This window comes from Neorhizobium petrolearium, from assembly GCF_017873175.1.
GTDB classification, from domain to species: Bacteria; Pseudomonadota; Alphaproteobacteria; order Rhizobiales; family Rhizobiaceae; genus Neorhizobium; species Neorhizobium petrolearium.
Genome location: NZ_JAGGJW010000001.1, coordinates 550773 through 570351 on the forward strand (window position 1 = coordinate 550773; position 19579 = coordinate 570351).

Annotated in this window: 22 protein-coding genes; 16 read left to right on the plus strand and 6 right to left on the minus strand. The window is 61.7% G+C overall.

Features of this window, described 5'->3' with window-relative positions:
• The first annotated feature begins 114 nt into the window (after positions 1-114).
• From J2046_RS02805 to J2046_RS02835, 7 genes are all read left to right on the plus strand, one after another.
• Complete coding sequence (locus J2046_RS02805) at positions 115-1269, plus strand: cell wall hydrolase (RefSeq protein ID WP_233469478.1); 1155 nt, start codon at positions 115-117, stop codon at positions 1267-1269.
• A gap of 267 nt (positions 1270-1536) precedes the next feature.
• A complete protein-coding gene (locus tag J2046_RS02810) occupies positions 1537-1887 on the plus strand; it encodes an AtpZ/AtpI family protein (RefSeq protein WP_210049266.1) in 351 nt (116 codons plus the stop codon).
• 64 nt (positions 1888-1951) lie between these two features.
• Positions 1952-2704, plus strand: coding sequence for a F0F1 ATP synthase subunit A (locus J2046_RS02815; protein WP_037158319.1), 753 nt, complete (start codon positions 1952-1954; stop codon positions 2702-2704).
• Positions 2705-2770: 66 nt separating this feature from the next.
• Entirely contained in the window at positions 2771-2998 is a 228-nt protein-coding gene (locus J2046_RS02820; RefSeq protein WP_037158317.1) for a F0F1 ATP synthase subunit C, read from the plus strand.
• Positions 2999-3080: 82 nt separating this feature from the next.
• Entirely contained in the window at positions 3081-3728 is a 648-nt protein-coding gene (locus J2046_RS02825) for a F0F1 ATP synthase subunit B (RefSeq protein WP_411828449.1), read from the plus strand.
• Between the two features lie 4 nt (positions 3729-3732).
• Entirely contained in the window at positions 3733-4218 is a 486-nt protein-coding gene (locus J2046_RS02830) for a F0F1 ATP synthase subunit B (protein ID WP_210049276.1), read from the plus strand.
• A gap of 112 nt (positions 4219-4330) precedes the next feature.
• A complete protein-coding gene (locus J2046_RS02835) occupies positions 4331-4969 on the plus strand; it encodes a glutathione S-transferase family protein (RefSeq protein ID WP_210049278.1) in 639 nt (212 codons plus the stop codon).
• Between the two features lie 36 nt (positions 4970-5005).
• On the opposite strand, the gene J2046_RS02840 is transcribed toward J2046_RS02835, so the two are convergent.
• Both J2046_RS02840 and J2046_RS02845 read right to left on the minus strand, forming a co-directional pair.
• The gene (locus J2046_RS02840; RefSeq protein WP_210049280.1) at positions 5006-5674 is read right to left on the minus strand and encodes a ribonuclease HII; all 669 of its coding nucleotides are present in this window, start codon (positions 5672-5674) and stop codon (positions 5006-5008) included.
• Positions 5675-5843: 169 nt separating this feature from the next.
• Positions 5844-7001: a PA0069 family radical SAM protein gene (locus tag J2046_RS02845; RefSeq protein WP_210049282.1), complete on the minus strand. Its 1158-nt coding sequence runs from the start codon at positions 6999-7001 to the stop codon at positions 5844-5846.
• A 130-nt stretch (positions 7002-7131) separates the two neighbouring features.
• Between J2046_RS02845 and J2046_RS02850 the strand changes: the two genes are divergently transcribed.
• Positions 7132-7650, plus strand: a complete 519-nt coding sequence (locus tag J2046_RS02850) for a glycosyltransferase family 2 protein (protein WP_210049284.1) — start codon at positions 7132-7134, stop codon at positions 7648-7650.
• 1 nt (position 7651) lies between these two features.
• Here the strand turns inward: J2046_RS02850 and moaB are convergent, their stop codons facing one another.
• The 4 genes from moaB to J2046_RS02870 form a co-directional block, all read right to left on the minus strand.
• A complete protein-coding gene (gene moaB, locus J2046_RS02855) occupies positions 7652-8203 on the minus strand; it encodes a molybdenum cofactor biosynthesis protein B (protein WP_210049286.1) in 552 nt (183 codons plus the stop codon).
• Positions 8200-9117, minus strand: a complete 918-nt coding sequence (locus J2046_RS02860) for a 4-(cytidine 5'-diphospho)-2-C-methyl-D-erythritol kinase (protein ID WP_210049288.1) — start codon at positions 9115-9117, stop codon at positions 8200-8202. The genes moaB and J2046_RS02860 overlap by 4 nt, the downstream gene beginning before the upstream one ends.
• A gap of 6 nt (positions 9118-9123) precedes the next feature.
• On the minus strand, positions 9124-10959 hold the full coding sequence (locus J2046_RS02865; protein WP_210049290.1) for a tetratricopeptide repeat protein: 1836 nt from the start codon (positions 10957-10959) through the stop codon (positions 9124-9126).
• A 164-nt stretch (positions 10960-11123) separates the two neighbouring features.
• Positions 11124-12140, minus strand: coding sequence for a polyprenyl synthetase family protein (locus J2046_RS02870; RefSeq protein ID WP_210049292.1), 1017 nt, complete (start codon positions 12138-12140; stop codon positions 11124-11126).
• A gap of 109 nt (positions 12141-12249) precedes the next feature.
• On the opposite strand from J2046_RS02870, the gene J2046_RS02875 reads away from it, so the two are divergent.
• The 8 genes from J2046_RS02875 to J2046_RS02910 all read left to right on the plus strand — a co-directional run bounded on the left by J2046_RS02875 (position 12250) and on the right by J2046_RS02910 (position 19542).
• Positions 12250-12471 (plus strand): putative signal transducing protein, encoded by a 222-nt coding sequence (locus tag J2046_RS02875; RefSeq protein ID WP_037159866.1) that lies wholly within the window; start codon positions 12250-12252, stop codon positions 12469-12471.
• Entirely contained in the window at positions 12468-13265 is a 798-nt protein-coding gene (locus tag J2046_RS02880) for a tRNA1(Val) (adenine(37)-N6)-methyltransferase (RefSeq protein WP_210049294.1), read from the plus strand. Before J2046_RS02875 ends, J2046_RS02880 begins: the two co-directional genes overlap by 4 nt.
• 132 nt (positions 13266-13397) lie before the next feature.
• Positions 13398-14264 (plus strand): S49 family peptidase, encoded by an 867-nt coding sequence (locus J2046_RS02885; protein ID WP_210049296.1) that lies wholly within the window; start codon positions 13398-13400, stop codon positions 14262-14264.
• Between the two features lie 28 nt (positions 14265-14292).
• On the plus strand, positions 14293-14487 hold the full coding sequence (locus J2046_RS02890; protein ID WP_037158296.1) for a hypothetical protein: 195 nt from the start codon (positions 14293-14295) through the stop codon (positions 14485-14487).
• Positions 14488-14579: 92 nt separating this feature from the next.
• Complete coding sequence (locus J2046_RS02895; protein WP_210049304.1) at positions 14580-15536, plus strand: glycine--tRNA ligase subunit alpha; 957 nt, start codon at positions 14580-14582, stop codon at positions 15534-15536.
• A gap of 102 nt (positions 15537-15638) precedes the next feature.
• Positions 15639-16190, plus strand: a complete 552-nt coding sequence (locus J2046_RS02900) for a LemA family protein (protein ID WP_210049306.1) — start codon at positions 15639-15641, stop codon at positions 16188-16190.
• Between the two features lie 111 nt (positions 16191-16301).
• Positions 16302-17573: a 3-phosphoshikimate 1-carboxyvinyltransferase gene (locus tag J2046_RS02905; RefSeq protein WP_210049308.1), complete on the plus strand. Its 1272-nt coding sequence runs from the start codon at positions 16302-16304 to the stop codon at positions 17571-17573.
• A gap of 46 nt (positions 17574-17619) precedes the next feature.
• The gene (locus tag J2046_RS02910; RefSeq protein ID WP_210049311.1) at positions 17620-19542 is read left to right on the plus strand and encodes a DUF2207 domain-containing protein; all 1923 of its coding nucleotides are present in this window, start codon (positions 17620-17622) and stop codon (positions 19540-19542) included.
• Positions 19543-19579: the final 37 nt, after the last annotated feature.

The following is a 19579-nucleotide window of genomic DNA, read 5'->3' on the forward strand; positions in this document are numbered from 1 at the left end:
GATTTCAGGACGCTTCGGCCATCCGCGTTAACCGCTCATCAAGGTTAATGATCGATCTTTTATCGGGTCGTCGTTGCCGTTGTGGAGTTTTCGGTTTTGCGTTCGAAGCGTATTTTGAGTCGCAAGTCCTCGTCCCGTCCGGATGCCTGGACTTCCCCGGCTGTCTTCGGCCTCGCCTGCTGGCTGTTTTTTCCATCCTCTCCCGCCCAGGGCGACCTCGCCGACCTTCTGACCGGTTTCGATAACGCGGATCAGTGGCGCATGGTGCTCACCAATTCCCCGGCAGGCTCGATCCATCAGGCCTCGCTGGCATTCCCGGGCCTGAAAGACGCCGTTTCCGGCAATGCGGGCATCACTCTTCCGGATGGGCGCAAGATCGCACTGGTCGATGAGAAGAAATCCACTGATCCGCGCCCGGATGAGGACCGCGTCAACCGCGCCTCCAAGAAGGGGCGCGTCGTCGCCGTCGAGCCGATGCAGCCGCCCAAGGCCTTTTCTGCGGGTTCCGTGCTGCAACGCTCCAGCGCGCTCACGCTGCCGATCGAAACACGCAAGGAACTGACGGCCTTTGCCAAGCCCGGTAAGGCACAGAAGCAGATCGAACTCGCCTCCTTCTATTTCCGCAAGAAGGAAGAGCCGAAGCCGGACGACGGTCTCCTGCCGATGGTCGCAAGCCTCATCAACAACAGCCATGCCGACGTGCTCGCGACCGCCTATGCACCGCCGGAGCCCGATTTCGCCAAGCAGTCGCCATTCGATGCGATTCTGAAGGAGAAGCCGAATGTGGGCCGGTTCATTCCACCGATCGGGCCGAAGGATCACGCTTGGGCGGCGACGCCGCTGCCGCCTTCCGCCTTCTCCGCCCGTGAACAGCAATGCCTCGCCTCCGGCATCTATTTCGAAGCGCGCAGCGAATCCGCTCGCGGCCAGGCGGCGGTTGCTCAGGTGATTCTGAACCGCGTCCGCAATCCCGCCTATCCGGGTACGATTTGCGACGTTGTCTACCAGAACGAGGATTGGCGCAATCGCTGCCAGTTTTCCTTCGCCTGCGACAGGATCAAGGACCGCATCCGCTCGCAATATCACTGGAAGATGGCCCGCGAAGTGGCTATGGCCGTGACGGCGGGCAAGATCTGGCTGCCGGAAGTGGGGTCCGCCACCCACTACCATGCCGTCTATGTGCGGCCGGCCTGGGCGCGCACGATGAAGAAGGTCGGCCGCATCGGCCTGCATGTCTTCTATCGCACCTATGGCGGCGGCTGGAGCTAAGGCTTCCCCCGGCGTCATAACGGGCAGCGATTCCCGCGACAGTTTTACCCGGCTCAGGTTGCATGGCCTGTAACTATATGAAACTTCTCAGCTAATTTACCTCAGTCTAACAGCCTTGGACGCCTTGACTATATGGGCGCTCAAAACTATGTTGCGCGCGACTTGAAAACGGGCCGGAAGGCGCGAAATCCCTCGCTGGCTGCATTATAGATGGCCGGCCGGCATGCAGGCTGCTTAGTCTGGAAGCCGGAGGAGGGGAGGACGCGAATGACGGATGATCGGGACGATGGTCTGGAAGAGCGCCGGAGGCGCCTGTCCGCAGAGCTTGCGAACAGGAAGGCCGAAGACGCGGCAGAGGCGAAGAGGGACGCGCAATCGGAAGAAAGCCGCAAGGGCATGGCTCTTGGCTTCAAGCTTTCCTCCGAGTTCATCTCCGCCGTCGCGGTTGGCGCCATCCTGGGCTATATGCTCGACCGTTTTGCCGGTACGTCGCCGTGGGGGCTGATCGTTTTGCTTCTCCTCGGTTTCTGTGCCGGTGTTTTGAATGTGCTCCGCTCCGTTGGCATGGTGGCTCCGCCACCATCCATGCAGAAGCGGAACGACAAGGATGGGAAATGAAGCGGCCTTCGGCGGCTTCGATAATGAACGAAGTCGCTTCGGCGGCGAAGGAAAGAGGTAGACGGTGGCAAACGATCCGATCCATCAGTTTCAGATCAGCAAGATCGTTCCGATCGAGATCGGCGGCATCGACTTCTCCTTCACAAATGCATCGCTTTTCATGGTTGCGACCATAGCTTGCGCTGCCGGCTTCCTTTATTTTGCGACGTCTCAGCGCGGCCTGATCCCGGGACGGGCGCAGTCGGTCGCGGAAATGTCCTATGAGTTCATCGCCGGAATGCTGCGCGAAGGCGCGGGCAGCCACGGCATGAAGTTCTTCCCGCTGGTCTTCTCGCTGTTCATGTTCGTGCTGACCGCAAACCTGCTCGGCATGTTTCCTTATTTCTTCACCGTTACCAGCCAGATCATCGTCACCTTCGCGCTTGCTCTGCTCGTCATCGGCACGGTCCTCGTCTACGGCTTCTACAAGCACGGCTTGCACTTCCTGCAGCTCTTCGTGCCGAGCGGTGTGCCGGGCGCGCTGTTGCCGCTGGTCGTCTCGATCGAAATCATCTCGTTCCTCTCCCGCCCGGTTTCGCTCTCTGTTCGTCTTTTCGCGAACATGCTTGCCGGCCACATCACGCTGAAAGTGTTCGCAGGCTTCGTCGCCTCGCTTGGAACCCTCGGCGCACTCGGCATCGGCGGTGCAGTCCTTCCCCTCATCATGACGGTCGCCCTGACCGGTCTCGAATTCCTCGTCGCCTTCCTCCAGGCTTACGTCTTTGCGGTGCTGACCTGCATGTACCTCAACGACGCGATCCATCCCGGCGGGCACTAAGGATAACGACATTGGCGTCCTGAGGCGTCAGTCATCAGCCGCAACAACCATTTCAAGGAGTTTCTCATGGAAGCGGAAGCAGCAAAGTTCATCGGTGCAGGTCTGGCTTGCTTTGGCATGGCCGGTACGGCTCTCGGCCTCGGCAACATCTTCGGCAACTACCTCTCGGGCGCCCTGCGCAACCCGTCCGCCGCGGACAGCCAGTTCGGCCGTCTGGTATTCGGCTTCGCCGTTACGGAAGCTCTGGGCATCTTCTCGCTGCTCATCGCTCTCCTGCTGCTCTACGCAGTCTGATACCTGGCCAGGGATCGGGATCGCGGCCGCTTGGAAAAGCGCGCCGTGATCCTTCGCATTTGGAATACACCTGGAGGTGATGATGTTCGTGACCTCGGCACATGCGCAGACCGCGCCGGCCGCTCCTGAAACGCCTGCAGCGCCGGGCACCGCCCCTGCGGGCGACACGTATGCCGCGCCGGCTGGCGAAGTGCATACCGAAACCGGCGTCGCCCATGAAGGCGAGCACGGTGGCGGAACCTTCCCGCCCTTCGACGCGACCTATTTCCCGTCGCAGATCCTCTGGCTCGTCATCACCTTCGGCCTCTTCTATCTCCTGATGAAGAAGGTCATCGTTCCGCGCGTCGGCGGCATTCTCGAACACCGCCATGACCGGATCGCCCAGGACCTCGACGAGGCCGCCCGCCTGAAGGCGGAAGCGGATGCTGCCGTCGAGACCTATGAAAAGGAACTGGCCGCCGCCCGTTCCAAGGGCCATTCGATTGCCGAAACCGCCCGCGAAGCCGCCAAGGCGAAGGCTGCTGCCGATCGTGCTGCGATCGAGGCCGAATTGGCTCAGAAGCTTGCGGTGGCCGAAACCCGTATCGGAGAGATCAAGGCGAAGGCTTTTGCCCAGGTAGGCCAGATCGCCGAAGAAACCGCGTCTGCCATCGTCGATCAGCTGATCGGCGCCAAGGCAACCGGCGATGACATCAAGGCTGCGGTTGCAGCCGTGAAGACGGAGGCCTGATCCGATGGCATTCGATGCAACATTTTTTGCGTTTGTCGGTCTCGTCCTCTTCCTGGCTCTGATCGTCTATCTCAAAGTGCCGGGCATGATGGCGAAGTCGCTCGACGAGCGGGCCGAAAACATCCGCAAGGAACTCGACGAGGCCAAGCGTCTGCGTGACGAGGCCCAGCTATTGCTTGCCGAATACCAGCGCAAGCGCAAGGAAGCCGAAGCGGATGCCGCTCATATCGTCGCTGCTGCCGAGCGTGAAGCTGCAGCTCTGACGGCGGAAGCCAGGCAGAAGACGGAGGAGTTTGTCACTCGCCGCAATGCGCTTTCCGAGCAGAAGATCAAGCAGGCCGAGGCTGACGCGATCGGCGCCGTGCGCGCTGCCGCTGTCGATCTCGCGATCGCCGCTGCCGAAAGCGTCATTGCCAAGAAGGCGGACACCGCCACCCGGGATGCACTCTTCCAGGATGCCGTCGGCAAGGTGCAGTCGCGATTGAACTGATTCCGATTTTCATCGAACATCTGAAGCCTCCGAAGCGCTGAGCTCCGGAGGCTTTTCTTTTGCCGCCATCGCGTTCGCTGCAGCGAAGCGAGGCAAGGTTCGGAGACGGCCAATGCGGAAGCCAACACTGTTCGGTGCCGGTTATAGTGTCTATGTGCGTGCGGCGCGGCTGACGCTCTTCGAGAAGGGCGTTGACTACGAACTGGTGCCGGTTGACGTCTTCGCGACGGGTGGCCCGCCCGCCACCTATCTGGAAAGGCAGCCTTTCGGGCGTATTCCTGCCTTCGAGCACGGCGGCTTCGCACTCTATGAGACCGGCGCCATCACCAGATATGTGGAAGAAGCTTTCGAGGGGCCTGCTCTCCAGCCCGGCGATCCCCGCACCCGGGCGCGGATGAACCAGATCATCAGCATCGCAGATGGTTATCTCTACGCGACTCTCGTCTGGGGCATTTATGTCGAGCAGGTCTCGAAGCCCCTGAGCGGCAGGCAGACGGAGATTGCCAAGCTGCAGCCAGCACTCGATCGGGCGCCGACCTGTCTGCGGGCGCTCAGTGATCTGATGGTGAATGGCCCATGGCTATGCGGAAGCGCCCTCAGCCTCGCCGACCTCCATGTCGCGCCGATGATCGACTATTTCCTCAAGGCACCGGTCGCTTCGGACATGATGGCCGAGAATCCGGCGGTCTTTGCGTGGTGGGAACGGATGGCGAATCGCCCGAGCATGCGAGCGACGGACCCGACGAGTTGATGCTCGGCGCCAGCGGGCGAAAGCTGGCCTCGGCGGTCAACCCTCCGGCAGTTCGTCTTTCCGAAGCGGCCGGAAACTCATCCGGTGCAGGCGGCAGGGGCCATGCATCTCGATGCCGGCACGATGCTGCGGCGTGGCATAGCCCGCGTGATTGGCAAAGCCGTAGGCGGGGAATACATGGTGGGCGCGAGCCATCATCCGGTCTCGCGTGACCTTGGCGATGATCGAGGCGGCGGCGATCGAAACGGAGCGTGCATCGCCCTGGATGACCGCCTTGCCGGGGCAGCAAAGGCCCGCGGGCACGTCGCGGCCATCGGCCAGCACATAGGCCGGGGTTATGGCAAGACCGGCTATCGCCCGGCGCATGGCATCGAGGCTGGCGCGCAGAATATTGCGCTCGTCGATATGGCGGGGGCCGGAAGCGGCAAGCGAGACCTCGGATGTGGCCATGATCGCCTCGAACAGCACTTCCCGCTGGGCGGCGGTGAGCTGCTTGGAATCGTTGAGACCGTCCGGGATGTTGTTCGGATCGAGAATCACGGCAGCCGCGACGACGGGGCCGGCTAGCGGCCCGCGCCCGGCCTCGTCGGTGCCGGCGACCGGCCAAAGGCCGGCCTTGCCTGCCAGAAGTTCCAGGCTGAAGTCCGGAACGAGCGGCACTTCTTCGAAAAGCATCGGAGAATCGGGTGACGTGCGAGGCAACATGGCGGCAACCTCGCACGCCGACCCGATCTCCTGCAACCCCGGACAAGCGATGCGGCGTCGCTATCCACCGGGGCGGCGGTGGAACCGGGGAGATTCCGGCACGCAATGGAAGCGGGGAAGGTGCCGGAAAGAGAAAATCAAAAAATCGCAGGCTTCAAGCCTGTCATGCCTAAAGCAGCGAAAGCTGGATGCCGCCTCCGTCCGGCCGGATAAAAATGTCATCGCGCAAAGGCAGGCCGCGGCGCACCATGCCGAGCCGCTTCACCGCCATCTCGAAGCGGCGGCCGATCTGCCATGCATAGGGGCCGGCACCCTTCATCCGCTTGCCCCACTCGGCGTCATAGTCCTTGCCGCCGCGCATCGAGCGGATCAGCGACATCACGTGCCGGTAGCGGTTCGGATAGTTCTGCAGAAGCCAGTCACGGAAGAGCGGGCTCACCTCCAGCGGCAGGCGGAGCAGAACATAGCTTGCTTCGGCTGCTCCTGCCGCATGGCCGGCTTCCAGAATGCGCTCGATCTCGTGATCAGTAAGCGCCGGGATCACGGGCGCCACCATGACCGCCGTTGGAATGCCGGCATCGGTCAGCGCCTTGATGGCGGTAAGACGCTTGGGAGGGGTCGAGGCGCGCGGCTCCATGGTGCGGGCCAGCTTGCGGTCGAGCGTCGTGACGGAAATGCCGACCTTGGCAAGCCCTTTCGAAGCCATTTCGGAAAGGATGTCGATATCGCGGGTGATCAGTGCCGATTTCGTCACGATAGCGACGGGATGGTTGGCCTTGTTCAGCACTTCGAGAATCTGCCGCATGATGCGCCATTCCCGCTCGATCGGCTGATAGGGATCGGTATTCGTACCGATCGCGATCGCCCGCACCTTGTAATCGGGCTTGCTGAGTTCCCTCTCGAGCAGCTTCGGCACGTCAGGCTTGACGAACAGCTTCGATTCGAAATCGAGCCCTGGCGAGAGACCCATATAGCTGTGGGTCGGGCGCGCGAAACAATAGATGCAACCGTGCTCGCAGCCGCGATAGGGATTGATTGAACGGTCGAAGGAGAGATCGGGTGAGTCGTTGCGAGTGATTGCCGTACGCGGCTTTTCCACCTGCACCTCGGTCTTGAACGGTTCCAGTTCCTCGATCGTCTGCCAGCCGTCGTCGAAAACCTCACGGCGCTCCTCCTCGAAGCGGCCGCTCGGATTCAAGCCCGCGCCGCGCCCGCGCCGACGGTCGACCTCTACCCTGAGGCCGGAGGACTTCACCAGCGCATCGGCAATATCCGCCGTATGGGCAGGCGCAAAGGCAGCCTGCCGCAGATGGGACAGCTCGTTCATCGGACGCTCCTGAAGGGGAAATTCCCCGTTCGTGATGATTAAATTCCTAACGGCAAAACGAGAACATTGCAAGAACAAATTTTGAAAACGGTTTCTGGCATTCCCTGTTGCAATGCGGTAAATGTCAGGAATGCTGACTGTCATCATGGAATGCCGCGACCAGGAATCGGAGCTGGCGCAGACGCTCTCCATTCTTGTTTCCGCCGCGGTGGAAGGGCTTGTAAGCGATGTGGTGGTGCTCGATCACGGCTCGCGGGATGGAACCTCCCACGTCGCCGATGCGGCCGGCTGCCGTTTCCACACCCATTGGGAGATTAAGGACATCCTGCGCGGCGCGCGGGGGGAGTGGCTGCTTCTGGTGGAGCCGGGCGCGCGGCTGCAGGCCGGCTGGATCGACGAGGTGATGGAATATATCGCGCTCAACAAGCAGCCGGCCCGATTCGCACCGTCGCGAACCTATCGGCGGCCGTTCTTCAAGCGCATCGGGCGTGCGGTGCCGCCCCTGGAATACGGCCTGCTTTTGCCGAAACGACAGGCGATCGCGCTCGCCAAGTCCGGCATGGACCTGGAAGCGCTCGCCAGGGGGCAGAAGGCCTCGAAGCTCGTCAGCGAGATGATCCCTGCCTGGGTGGCCGCGTCAGCCCGCTGACTTATTTTCCGGCGCCCCGCCTCAAATGCTCGTCGAGCCGCGGCATGATTTCGATGAAATTGCAGGGCATGTGGCGATAGTCGAGCTGTGCCTTCAATATGCCATCCCAGGCATCCTTGCAGGCGCCCGGCGAGCCCGGCAGCACGAAGATGAAGGTTGCATTGGCGACGCCGCCCGTCGCCCGCGACTGGATCGTCGAGGTGCCGATCTTGTCGTAGGAGATACGGTGGAAGACTTCGGAAAAACCGTCCATCCGTTTTTCAAAGAGGGGTTCGAGCGCTTCCGGCGTCACGTCGCGGCCGGTGAAGCCCGTGCCGCCGGTGGTGATCACCACGTCGATCTCCGGATCGAGCGTCCATTCCCGAACCTGTTGAGCGATCCGTTCCTTATCGTCGGACACGATGGCGCGGGCCTTGAGCTGATGGCCTGCCTCGGCAATCCTGGCAACGAGCGTGTCGCCCGACTTGTCGCTCTCCGGGGTGCGCGTATCGGAAACGGTCAGCACTGCAATGCCGACGGGAATGAAGTTGCGTGTTTCGTCTATCCGGTTCATGGCTCTGTACCGATGGTCTGCACGGCCTGAAAATACCAGTCCGGCTTCTGCTCGTTAAGGCTGTCCACTGCTTTTCGGGCTGTTTCGAGGGAAGGAAATATCCCGAAACAGGTCGCGCCCGAACCGGACATGCGCGTCAGCATGGCCCCTTCGGCGCCGATCATGTTGGAGATCTGATCGATCTCGCGCACAAGCGAGCGGGCCGGTGGTTCGAGGTCGTTGCGTAACGTTTTGAGGAAAGGCACCCAGTCGTCGTCACGTGCGCCAATCGACGGGTTGTCCTTGCGAAGCAGGCGCCGGAAGATATCCGGCGTCGAAACGCCAATGAGCGGATTGCCGAGCACAAGTGGCAGCGAGGGCAGGGTAGGCAGCGCGGCGAGTTCTTCACCAATGCCCCTGGCCATCAGGGCCTCGCCCTTGAGGCACATGGGCACGTCGGCGCCGAGGAACAGACACAGCGCGATAAGTTCCGGCTCCGGCAGGCTTGCCTCCCAAAAACGTAGGAGCCCGCGCAGCGTGGCAGCTGCATCTGCCGAGCCACCACCGATCCCGGCCGCGACGGGCAGGTTCTTTTCGAGATGGATGGCGACGGGCGTCGTTGAAATGCCCCGATCCGCGAGCGTCCGGCGCAAGAGGTCGCGCGCTTGCGGCACCAGGTTCCCGTCCCCTTCCGCCGCATCGGTCGGCACGAAATGGGCGAACCGGCCCGAGACGATGAAGTCGTCGGCTTCCGCCGCGGTAAAGCTCAGCACGTCGCCCCTGTCGGCGAAAGTTACGATGCTTTCCAGCAGATGATAGCCGTCGGCCCTCTGTCCGGTCACGTGCAGGGCGAGGTTGATCTTGGCAGGCGCCATTTCAAAAAGGCCCGCCTCGCCGGCAGGCCCGTTTTCGGGAAACATGTTGTCGATCGGCATGAAGCGTCAGGATTTCTTGTCGGGATTTGCCGGTGCGGGCGGCGGCGGAGCTGCAGGCTCGGTCGGGCTGCGATCGGCAGTGGTCGCGTTCGGATCGAGCGGTGGGAGGCCCTTCTCGATCTTTTCCTTGATGTGCTCGCGGTTGATGTCCTCGCCCTCGGAAACGAGCGCCCGGTTCCATTGGTAGACCGCTTCAAGCTTGCGCCCAACGCGCCAGTAGGCGTCCCCCAGATGATCGTTGATCGTGGCATCGCCGGCACGCAGCTGCACGGCCCGTTCCAGTTCCGTCACGGCATCGTCGAACTTGCCCATACGGTAATAGGCCCAGCCGAGCGAATCGACGATATAGCCATCATCAGGCCGCGCATCGACGGCGCGGCGGATCATGTCGAGGCCCTCTTCCAGGTTCTTGCTCATGTCGACCAGCGAGTAGCCGAGATAGTTCAGCACCTGCGGCTGTTCGGGATTGAGCTCCAGCGCCTTGCGGAAGTTCGGCTCGGCCTTGTCCCACTGCTTCAGCCGTTCAAAGGCGATGCCGCGCTGGAAGAAGACCGACCAGTCGCCGGGCTTCGGCACGGGGCCGATCACCTCGACCGCCTTGTCGTAGGTCTCCGCCATGGCCTTGTAGTCCTTGGCTTCGGAAAGCACGCTGCCGTAGGCGATATAGCTACGAATGTCGGAAGGATCGGAATCGATCAGCGCCTTCAGATGCTGTTTGGCTTCCTCAGCCTTGCCGGTTTCAGAAAGCGTCACGCCGAGCTGCAGTTCGGAAATCCGCCGCATCGGCGAATCGACCGGCACGCTCGAATAGAACTTGATGGCGCGCTCGGGCTGTTCAAGCTTTTCGGCTATGCCACCGAGCAGAATCAGCGTATCGGCGCTTTTGGGATCAAGCGCGTGGGATATCTGCAGGTAGAGCGACACCATGTCCTCGGCGCCCTGGCGATTGAGCGCACCGCCGATGGAAAAGAGCACGCTGGCTGCACCTTCGGCGGCATTGGTTACCTGTTGTTGCGGCTTCTCGCCTTTTTCAATGCTCTGCCTGAGTGCTTTCAGGGGCGCGTAATTGGCCACCATGCCATCGCCGACAGCGATTGCATCGAGCGCCTTCTGCTTGTTGCCGGCGGCGGCCTCAAGACGTGCAAGCGCCATCACGGCGCGCATGAAGGTATCGGGCGCGGTTGCCACGGCTTCGTTGTTGGTGACGGCCGTGTTGAGATGCTGGCGTGCCGTACCGATGTCGCCGGTGACGAGCGCCATGGCGCCGAGCTGGTAGCTGGTGAAGACTTTGTACCAGGCCGGCCCCTTGAGATTGGCAACATTGGCCATGGCGCGCTTGCCCTTGCCGGCGCCGATATCTGCCCAGGCGGAAAGGAGCTGATGCGTCAGCCGGTCGAGATCGTTCGGCCCGTCATAGGCGAGGACCTTTCTCGCCGTGTCGAACTTCTTGTCGCGCAGGGCGTCGAGGCCGCGGACGATCTTGGTGATCCGCTCGACGGCCGCATCTTCCTTCAGCGCGTCAGCCTCCTTGAGGCCGTCCTCGAAATCGCCGTTGAGCAGCAGCGAGATCATCAGCCTTTCACGGATCTCCAGATTGGCCGGATCGAAATCGAGCGCCTTGCGGTAAAGCGAGATGGCGGTCAGGTAGTCGTGATCCACGTCGGCGGTGCGGCCTGCCAGGAACGCGCCGGAAAACGACTTCACATCGCTGGCATCGAAAGTCACCACGTCTTCTGCCGTTGGCCTCGGATCCGCGGTTGCCGCGCGTGCAACCGGGCCGATGAAAAGCAGGGCTGCAAGCGCCGCGCTGGAGAGCAGAAGAAGGCTGGATTTCCGCCGCATGAAAGGTGCCTTTCGTGTAGAGCCTGGTACAGCGCTGAAATCAGCCGCCACACATGCTCCAATTGATTCACAACAGAATGGCTTTTTTGGAGCACGTCCGCAAGGAATTCTCCAGCGCCGCAGGCGGGCGGTGCCGGTCACACCTTCGTTAGTGATCCAGCGTGTTAATTGACACGCTGGATGGAGAAATCGATGACTTCCAGAAGCGCTGCCTTGAGCGGCGACGCCGGTAACGGCGCCAACGCATCGCGGGCAATTGTGCCGTAATGCAGCGCACGGGCGATCGTGTCGTTCAGGGCATCGTACTTGTTGATGAATCCGAGCGCCTTTTCGAGGTTCTCGTCGCTGCTTTCGCCATTCTCGATCGCGTTGCGCCAGAAAGCACGCTCGCTTTCTGTCCCTCGGCGATAGGAAAGGATGACGGGCAGCGTGATCTTGCCCTCGCGGAAATCGTCGCCGACATTCTTGCCGAGATCGGCCGCCTTGCCGCCATAGTCGAGTGCGTCATCGACGAGCTGGAAGGCAAGGCCGAGATTCATGCCGTAGGATTTCATCGCCGCGCGGCCGGCTTTGTCTGCATTGGCGACGATTGGACCGACTTCCGCAGCCGCGGCAAAGAGTGCTGCCGTCTTGGCGCGGATGACGGAGAGATAATCATCTTCCGTCGTTTCCATATTCTTGGCGACGGAGAGCTGCAGCACCTCGCCCTCGGCAATCACGCAGGCGGCTGTCGACAGCACATCGAGCGCTTCAAGCGAACCGGCATCCACCATCATCTTGAAGGCTTGGCCAAGCAGGAAGTCTCCGACCAGCACGCTTGCCTGGTTGCCCCAGATCATCCGTGCCGTGGATCTGCCGCGGCGCAGATCGCTTTCGTCCACCACGTCGTCATGCAGCAGCGTCGCCGTATGCATGAATTCGACGCTGGTCGCCAGCTTCACATGTCCGTCGCCTCGATAACCGAACAGCGAGGCGGATGCGAGCGTCAGCATCGGCCTCAAACGCTTGCCACCCGATGAGATGAGGTGGTTGGCGACTTCCGGGATCATCTGCACGTCGGAGCCGGCTTTGGACAGGATGAGCTGGTTGACCCGCTCCATGTCCGCCTTGGTAAGGTCCACCAAAGGTTTGACGGACGCGGATTTGTTTTTACCTTCTTCAAGCGGTATGACGACGCCCAACGATGAGGCCTCCCTATCGAAATCTTTTAAACGACAATAGAAAGAGGCGGATAGGGCGGCAAGGGCAAATCGCATCCCGCCGGATTTAATGGGGTTTCAAAAAAGCGTCATGCTGGAGATCATCCGCACCAACGATGTCGTGATCCTGTCGCTGGCGGAAAGCCTGATGAAGGATGCCGGCATCCATTACATGATCGCGGACCAGTCGATGAGCGTGCTGGAAGGTTCGCTCGGGCTTCTGCCGCGCCGCTTTCTCGTAGAGGCGGAGAAGGCTGACGAAGCGCGAGGGATATTGAAGGATGCAGGCCTGGCGGCGGAGTTGAGGCCTTGACCTCCACTCATACCATCGACGCCTTTCATCGCGGTCGCTTCCATGTGACGCAGCCGAAGGGTGGGGGACATCGTTCCGGCGTCGACGCCATGCTGCTCGCCTCGCTGGTGGTGGCCGACAAGCCGGTTCGTGTCGCGGATCTCGGCGCTGGCGCCGGTGCCGCCGGCCTTGCCGTGGCCGCACGTCTGGAACAGGCCAGGATCCTGCTGGTGGAGAAATCTCCGCTGATGGCCGATTACGCCCGCCGGACGTTGGCACTTCCCGAAAACGCCTTTCTGGCCGGTCGCGTCGAGGTGCTGGAGGCCGATGTGACGATGACCGGCAAGCCGCGAATTGCTGCGGGATTGCTCGATGAGGTCTGCGACCATGTCATCATGAATCCGCCCTTCAACGATGCGGCCGACCGCAGGACGCCGGATGCTCTGAAAGCCGAGGCGCATGCGATGACGGTGGGCCTTTTCGAAGCATGGATACGGACTGCCGGTGCGATCATGAAGCCCGGTGGGCAGTTGTCGCTGATCGCCCGGCCGCAATCGATCGCCGAGATCATCGACGCCTGCGGCAAACGTTTCGGCGGACTGGAAATCACAGCCGTCCATCCACGGCCGGATGAAAACGCGACTCGCATCCTCGTCACCGCGGTCAAGGGCTCGCGCGCCCGGCTGGCGCTGCGGGTTCCATTCTTCGTGCACGGCCCGGATGGCCATAGCTTCACATCATTTGTAGATGATCTCAACAACGGGCGCGCTGCCTATCCCCGGCTTGGTGCCCGGCGAAACCCACCGACAGGCTGACGCTAGGGAGGTTGAGACGACGGCGTTCGTGCGGACGCTAAAATGCCGCTTTCACAGGCAGGGCCATTGTGTTTGAAAATCCAGCGCATACATGCTGTGACAGGCTCAACACAATAAACAAAAGGAAGAGAAATGGCCGGGTTTTGGAAGAGGCTGGTGCCGAAGCGGTTCCGCAAGAAGGGCGTGACGATTCCCGTCGTCCGGCTCCACGGCGCGATCATGGCCGGCGGCAGCCAGTTCAAGCAGACCCTCAATCTGGCCACCGTCGCGCCCATGCTGGACAAGGCGTTTGCACACAAGGAGGCGCCGGTCGTCGCGATCGCCATCAATTCTCCGGGCGGTTCGCCGGTGCAGTCGCGCCTGATCTTCCAGCGCATCCGGGCGCTTGCCGAGGAGAAGGATAAGAAGGTGCTGATGTTCATCGAGGATGTCGCGGCTTCCGGCGGCTATATGATCGCGCTTGCAGGCGACGAGATCTTTGCCGACCCGACCTCGATCGTGGGCTCGATCGGCGTCGTTTCCGGCGGTTTCGGTTTTCCGGAACTGCTCCGCAAGATCGGCGTCGAGCGTCGTGTTTATACCGCTGGCGAAAATAAGATGATCCTGGATCCTTTCCAGCCGGAAAAGGAAGGCGATATCGAATATCTGAAATCGCTGCAGCTCGAAATCCACAAGGTCTTCATTGATATGGTGAAGATGCGCCGCGGCGAGCGGCTCGCCGATGATGCGACCATTTTTTCAGGTCTCTTCTGGAGCGGTCTGCGCGGCCTCGACCTCGGTCTGATCGACGGTTTGGGCGAAGTGCGCGAGGTCGTCAAGCGTCGCTATGGCAAGGATGCGAAGCTGGAACTGATCGGCAGCGCCCGCACGCTCTTCGGTCGCCGCGTGCCGGGCGTCGTATTCGGCGAGGGCAAATCCGCCGAAATCGCCGCAGGGGCAGCCACGGGGCTTGCCGCAAGCCTGGAGGAAAGGGCATTGTGGGCGAGGTACGGCCTCTGAAAGGTCGAGAGGAGCATGCGAGGGGGAGATGGCCCAGCTCATATTTCTGATCATCGTGATTGGCGGCGGCTGGATGCTTTACAAGAAGTTCATCAAGGATGCCGAAAAGCTCACCCAGCGCTCGAAGGAGCGGGAAAAGGAGCGCCAGACCGGCGCCATGGGCACGCTCGTCAAGGACCCCGTGACGGGAGAGTATCGCGTGAAGCGGGATGAGGAGGAGTGACCGGAAACCGTTTGCCGGCCTATAAATCCTTGACCCGTGCCCCCGATGCGTGGCACTCGTCCGCATCCTCAATAAACAACCGTTTTATCGCCATGACCGATCTGCCCGCCCACATGTCTCCGACCCGCTCCTTTCAGGGGCTGATCCTGGCGCTCCAGAACTACTGGGCGGACAAGGGCTGTGCCATCCTGCAGCCCTATGACATGGAGGTCGGCGCAGGCACGTTCCATCCCGCCACGACGCTGCGTGCGCTTGGCCCGAGGCCGTGGAGGGCCGCCTATGTGCAGCCTTCCCGCCGTCCGTCCGATGGCCGTTACGGCGAAAACCCAAACCGCCTGCAACACTATTACCAGTATCAGGTCATTCTGAAGCCGAACCCGTCGAACCTGCAGGAACTTTACCTCGGTTCGCTGAAGGCGATCGGCCTCGATCCGCTGCTGCATGACGTGCGCTTCGTGGAAGATGATTGGGAAAGCCCGACGCTCGGCGCCTGGGGCCTCGGCTGGGAATGCTGGTGCGACGGCATGGAGGTCTCGCAGTTCACCTATTTCCAGCAGGTTTGCGGCATCGAATGCGCGCCGGTCGCGGGTGAGCTCACCTATGGCCTCGAGCGTCTCGCGACTTATCTGCAGGGTGTGGATTCCATCTATGATCTCAACTTCAATGGTCGTGAAGGCGAGGAGAAGATCACCTATGGCGACGTTTTCCTGCAGGCCGAGCAGGAATATTCCCGCCATAATTTCGAATTCGCCGATACTGCGATGCTGCACCGGCACTTCATCGACGCCGAAAAGGAATGCCAGGCGCTGCTCGCGGCAGGTGCTCCGGGGGGCAACGCCAACCAGATGCTGCACAAATGCGTCTTTCCGGCCTATGACCAGTGCATCAAGGCATCGCACGTCTTCAACCTGCTCGACGCGCGCGGCGTGATCTCCGTCACCGAACGCCAGAGCTATATTCTGCGCGTCCGCACGCTGGCGAAGGCCTGCGGTGAGGCCTTCCTGCTGACCGAAGCCGGTGGCGTCAACTTCGGCAAGGAGGCGGCATAAACAGCCGCCTTATCAAAGACTTTCGCGCGGTGCGTTTGACGCCTTCCAGGAAGTGTGCCTAGTCTCCGCTTCGGATTTACGCGTCTGTGGGGGATTCGTCTGATGTATATCCTGATCGGCATAGTAGCTCTCGTCGTCCTGTACGGCATCATGATTTATAACGGGCTTGTCAGATCCCGTCAGATGGCGGAGGAGGCCTGGTCCGGCATCGACGTCCAATTGAAGCGCCGTGCCGATCTCATCCCGAACCTTATCGAGACAGTGAAGTGCTACGCAGCACACGAGAAGGGCACGCTCGAAGAAGTGGTGAAGCTGCGTAACCAGGCCCAGGCCGTGCCGGCCGGCGATGTCGCCGCCCGCGCCCAGGCGGAGGGGCTGCTGTCCCAGGCGCTTGGTAAGCTCTTTGCGCTCGCGGAAGCCTATCCGGACCTCAAGGCGAACCAGAACTTTTCCGAACTGCAGGCCTCGCTGGAAACGATCGAAAGCGAGATTCAGATGTCGCGGCGCTATTACAACGGCGCGGCGCGTGATCTGAACGTCAAGGTCGAAAGCTTCCCGTCCAACTTGGTCGCCGGTCAGTTCGGCTTTTCCAAGCGCGAATATTTCGAAATCACCAACGACGCGGATCGCGCGGTTCCAGCTGTCAAATTCTAGGAAACCGTCATTGGACCTTTGCACGGAAACGCTCTAAGAGCGCCGTCGAAGGTTGAAAAGTTATGGCGTGCCTTGCGGGCAGCGCCGCGAGTGACGGAAGAGACGATCATCATGGGCAGAGTGAAACTCACCATAGTGCCGCCGGGCAAGCCGCTTGTCGGCCGCGCCGTGCCGCCGGGCTCCAAGTCGATCACCAACCGCGCTTTGCTCCTGGCGGGCCTCGCCAGGGGAACGAGCCGGTTGACGGGTGCGCTAAGGAGCGACGACACGCGTTATATGGCGGATGCCCTGCGGGCAATGGGGGTGACAATCGACGAGCCGGACGAGACGACCTTCGTCGTCACCGGCATGGGCAAGCTCCTGCCGCCTCCCGCACCGCTTTTCCTCGGCAATGCCGGCACCGCGACCCGATTCCTGACGGCCGCAGTTGCTTCGGTCGATGGGACCGTCGTGGTCGATGGCGACGAGCACATGCGCAAGCGGCCGATCGCACCGCTGGTGGCGGCCCTGAAATCCCTCGGCATCGACGTCGAGGCGCCGACCGGCTGCCCGCCGGTTACCGTGCGCGGCATCGGCCATTTCGCGTCAGGCCGTGTCGAGATCGATGCAGGCCTGTCGAGCCAATACGTTTCCGCCCTGTTGATGGCGGCGCCGCTCGCTCCGAAAGGCGCCAATGCGCCGGTCACCGTGGCGCTTGCCGGTGCGGAAATCGGCGCCCGCGGTTATGTCGACCTGACGCTCGCCGCCATGCAGGCATTCGGCGCCAAGGTGGAGCAGATCGACGCAGCAAGCTGGAAAGTCGAGCCGACCGGTTATCGGGCTGCGGACTTCGTCATCGAACCGGATGCTTCGGCCGCAACTTATCTCTGGGCCGCGGAAGTGCTGACCGGCGGCGCGATCGATCTCGGCGTACCGAACGGGGCCTTCACCCAGCCGGATGCCAAGGCCTACGACGTCATTTCGAAATTCCCGCACCTGCCCGCCGAGATCGACGGCTCGCAGATGCAGGATGCGGTGCCGACGCTTGCCGTGCTCGCCGCCTTCAACGAGACGCCGGTGCGCTTTATCGGCATTGCCAACCTGCGCGTCAAGGAATGCGACCGGGTGAGGGCGCTCTCGCTCGGCCTCAACAACATCCGCGAAGGTCTGGCGACGGAAGAAGGCGATGATCTGATTGTCGCATCCGATCCGTCGCTCGCCGGCCAGACGCTGCCGGCGGCGATCAACACCTTCGCCGATCACCGCATCGCCATGAGCTTTGCGCTGGCGGGCTTGAAGATCGGCGGCATCACCATTCTCGACCCGGATTGCGTCGCCAAGACCTTTCCGGATTATTGGGATGTGCTGGCCTCGCTCGGTGTCGCATACACGGATATCGAATAGGCGGGGCAAGAGGAACGGGCCCAGGGCGCCGAAGGGGAGGGATGTCGTGATGCGGTGGTTCTCCGGTTTCTGGCTGGTGCTTCTGCTGGCGCTGGCGGCGCTGCCCGCCCGGGCGGAGGAATATATCCGTTCCTACCATTCCGATATTCAGGTTGCTCGAAATGGCGACCTGACCGTTTCCGAGACGATCACCGTCAATGCCGAGGGCAACCGGATCAGGCGCGGGATTTTCCGCGATTTTCCGCTGACCATGGTGGATGCGAACGGCCGTACGCTGCGGGTGGGCTTCGACGTCCTGTCCGTCACCCGGGACGGACAGGATGAACCCTATCATACAGAATCGGTGACCGGAGGCATCCGCATCTATGCGGGATCGGAAGACGTGCTCCTTCGCAATGGCGAGCACACCTATGTTTTCACTTATCGGACGGATCGCCAGATCCGCTATTTCGACGACCATGACGAGCTTTACTGGAACGTCACCGGAAACGGCTGGCAATTTCGCATCGCTGAGGCATCCGCCCGTGTGATGCTTCCGGATGGACAGGTGACGCAAACGGCAGCTTATACCGGTCCGCTCGGCTCGACAGCACGAAATGCTCGCATGCAGGCGAATGGCAACGAGGCGGATTTCGTAACGACCCGTCCGTTGGGCGAAGAGGAAGGTCTCACCATCGTTGCCGGCTTTCCAAAAGGCGTGGTCGCGCCGCCCTCGGCGGATCAGGAGCGCAGCTGGTGGTTCCGCGACAACCTCAATCTTTTCCTGGGCGTCGGCGGGCTCATTCTTGTCGTTGGCTATTACGTGGTCTTCTGGAAACGCGTCGGCCGCGACCCCGCACGTGGCGTCGTCGTGCCGCGCTGGGATGCCCCTGACGGCATTTCGCCGGCCCTTGTCAACTATATCGACAACAAGGGATTTTCCGGCGGCGGCTGGACCGCCTTTTCCGCCAGCACACTCGATCTGGCGGTGAAGGGATATGTCGTACTGGAGGATCTTGGGCAGAAGATTACCATCCGGCGGACCGACAAGGCCGCGCCGAGGACCTTGCCGATCGGCCAGGCCTCCATCCTGGGCTCGATTGGCGCGCCGGGGCGAAGCCTCGTCATCGACGAGGCGCACGGTACGACAGTGCAGTCCGTGGGCGCGAGTTTTCGAAACGCGATGGAAAAGGAACACCGCGGCAAGTATTACAAGGCCAATACCGGCTATGTGATGGGTGGCGTGGCGCTGAGCGTGCTCTCCATCCTGGCGCTGGTCATCTTCGGCAATCTGGAGCCGGACATGATCGTCATGCTGATTGTTCCTGCCTTCTTCGCGGTCTTCATCGGCGGGTTTGCCGTCAGCTTCGGCAAGGGTCTGCGCCGGGGCTCCTCGCTCATGTCGAAAATCGTATCGATCATCGTTCTCGGGTTCATCGGCTTTGTCGCGCTGTCGGCCGGCTCGGCAATCCTGGTGGCAATCGTTTCGGAAATGACCGGCAGCGACCATTGGCCGGTCATGGTGGCGGTCGGCGGCATCGTGCTTGCCAATGTCATCTTCTTCTTCCTGATGGGTGCGCCGACGCCGCTCGGCAGCAAGCTGATGGATGGCATCGAAGGCCTGCGTACCTATCTGACGCTCGCCGAAAAGGACCGGATGAACATGGCGGGTGCGCCGACCATGTCGCCGCAGCATTTCGAGACATTGCTTCCCTATGCAGTCGCGCTCGGCGTCGAAAAGCCCTGGAGTCGTGCTTTTGAGGCCTGGCTTGCCACGGCGGCGGGGGTTGCTGCAGCCTCTTATGCGCCGGGGTGGTACAGCGGCGATTCCTATTCGAGCTTTGGCGACCGCATCGGCGGCTTCTCATCCTCGATGGCGTCGACCATTGCTTCGACCATTCCCGCCCCGAAATCTTCGTCCTCGTCATCCGGCTTTTCGGGCGGCTCCTCAGGCGGAGGCGGGGGTGGTGGAGGCGGAGGAGGGTGGTAGCTTGCCCTCGTTTGCGGGTGACTTTTGGCGAGGAGCT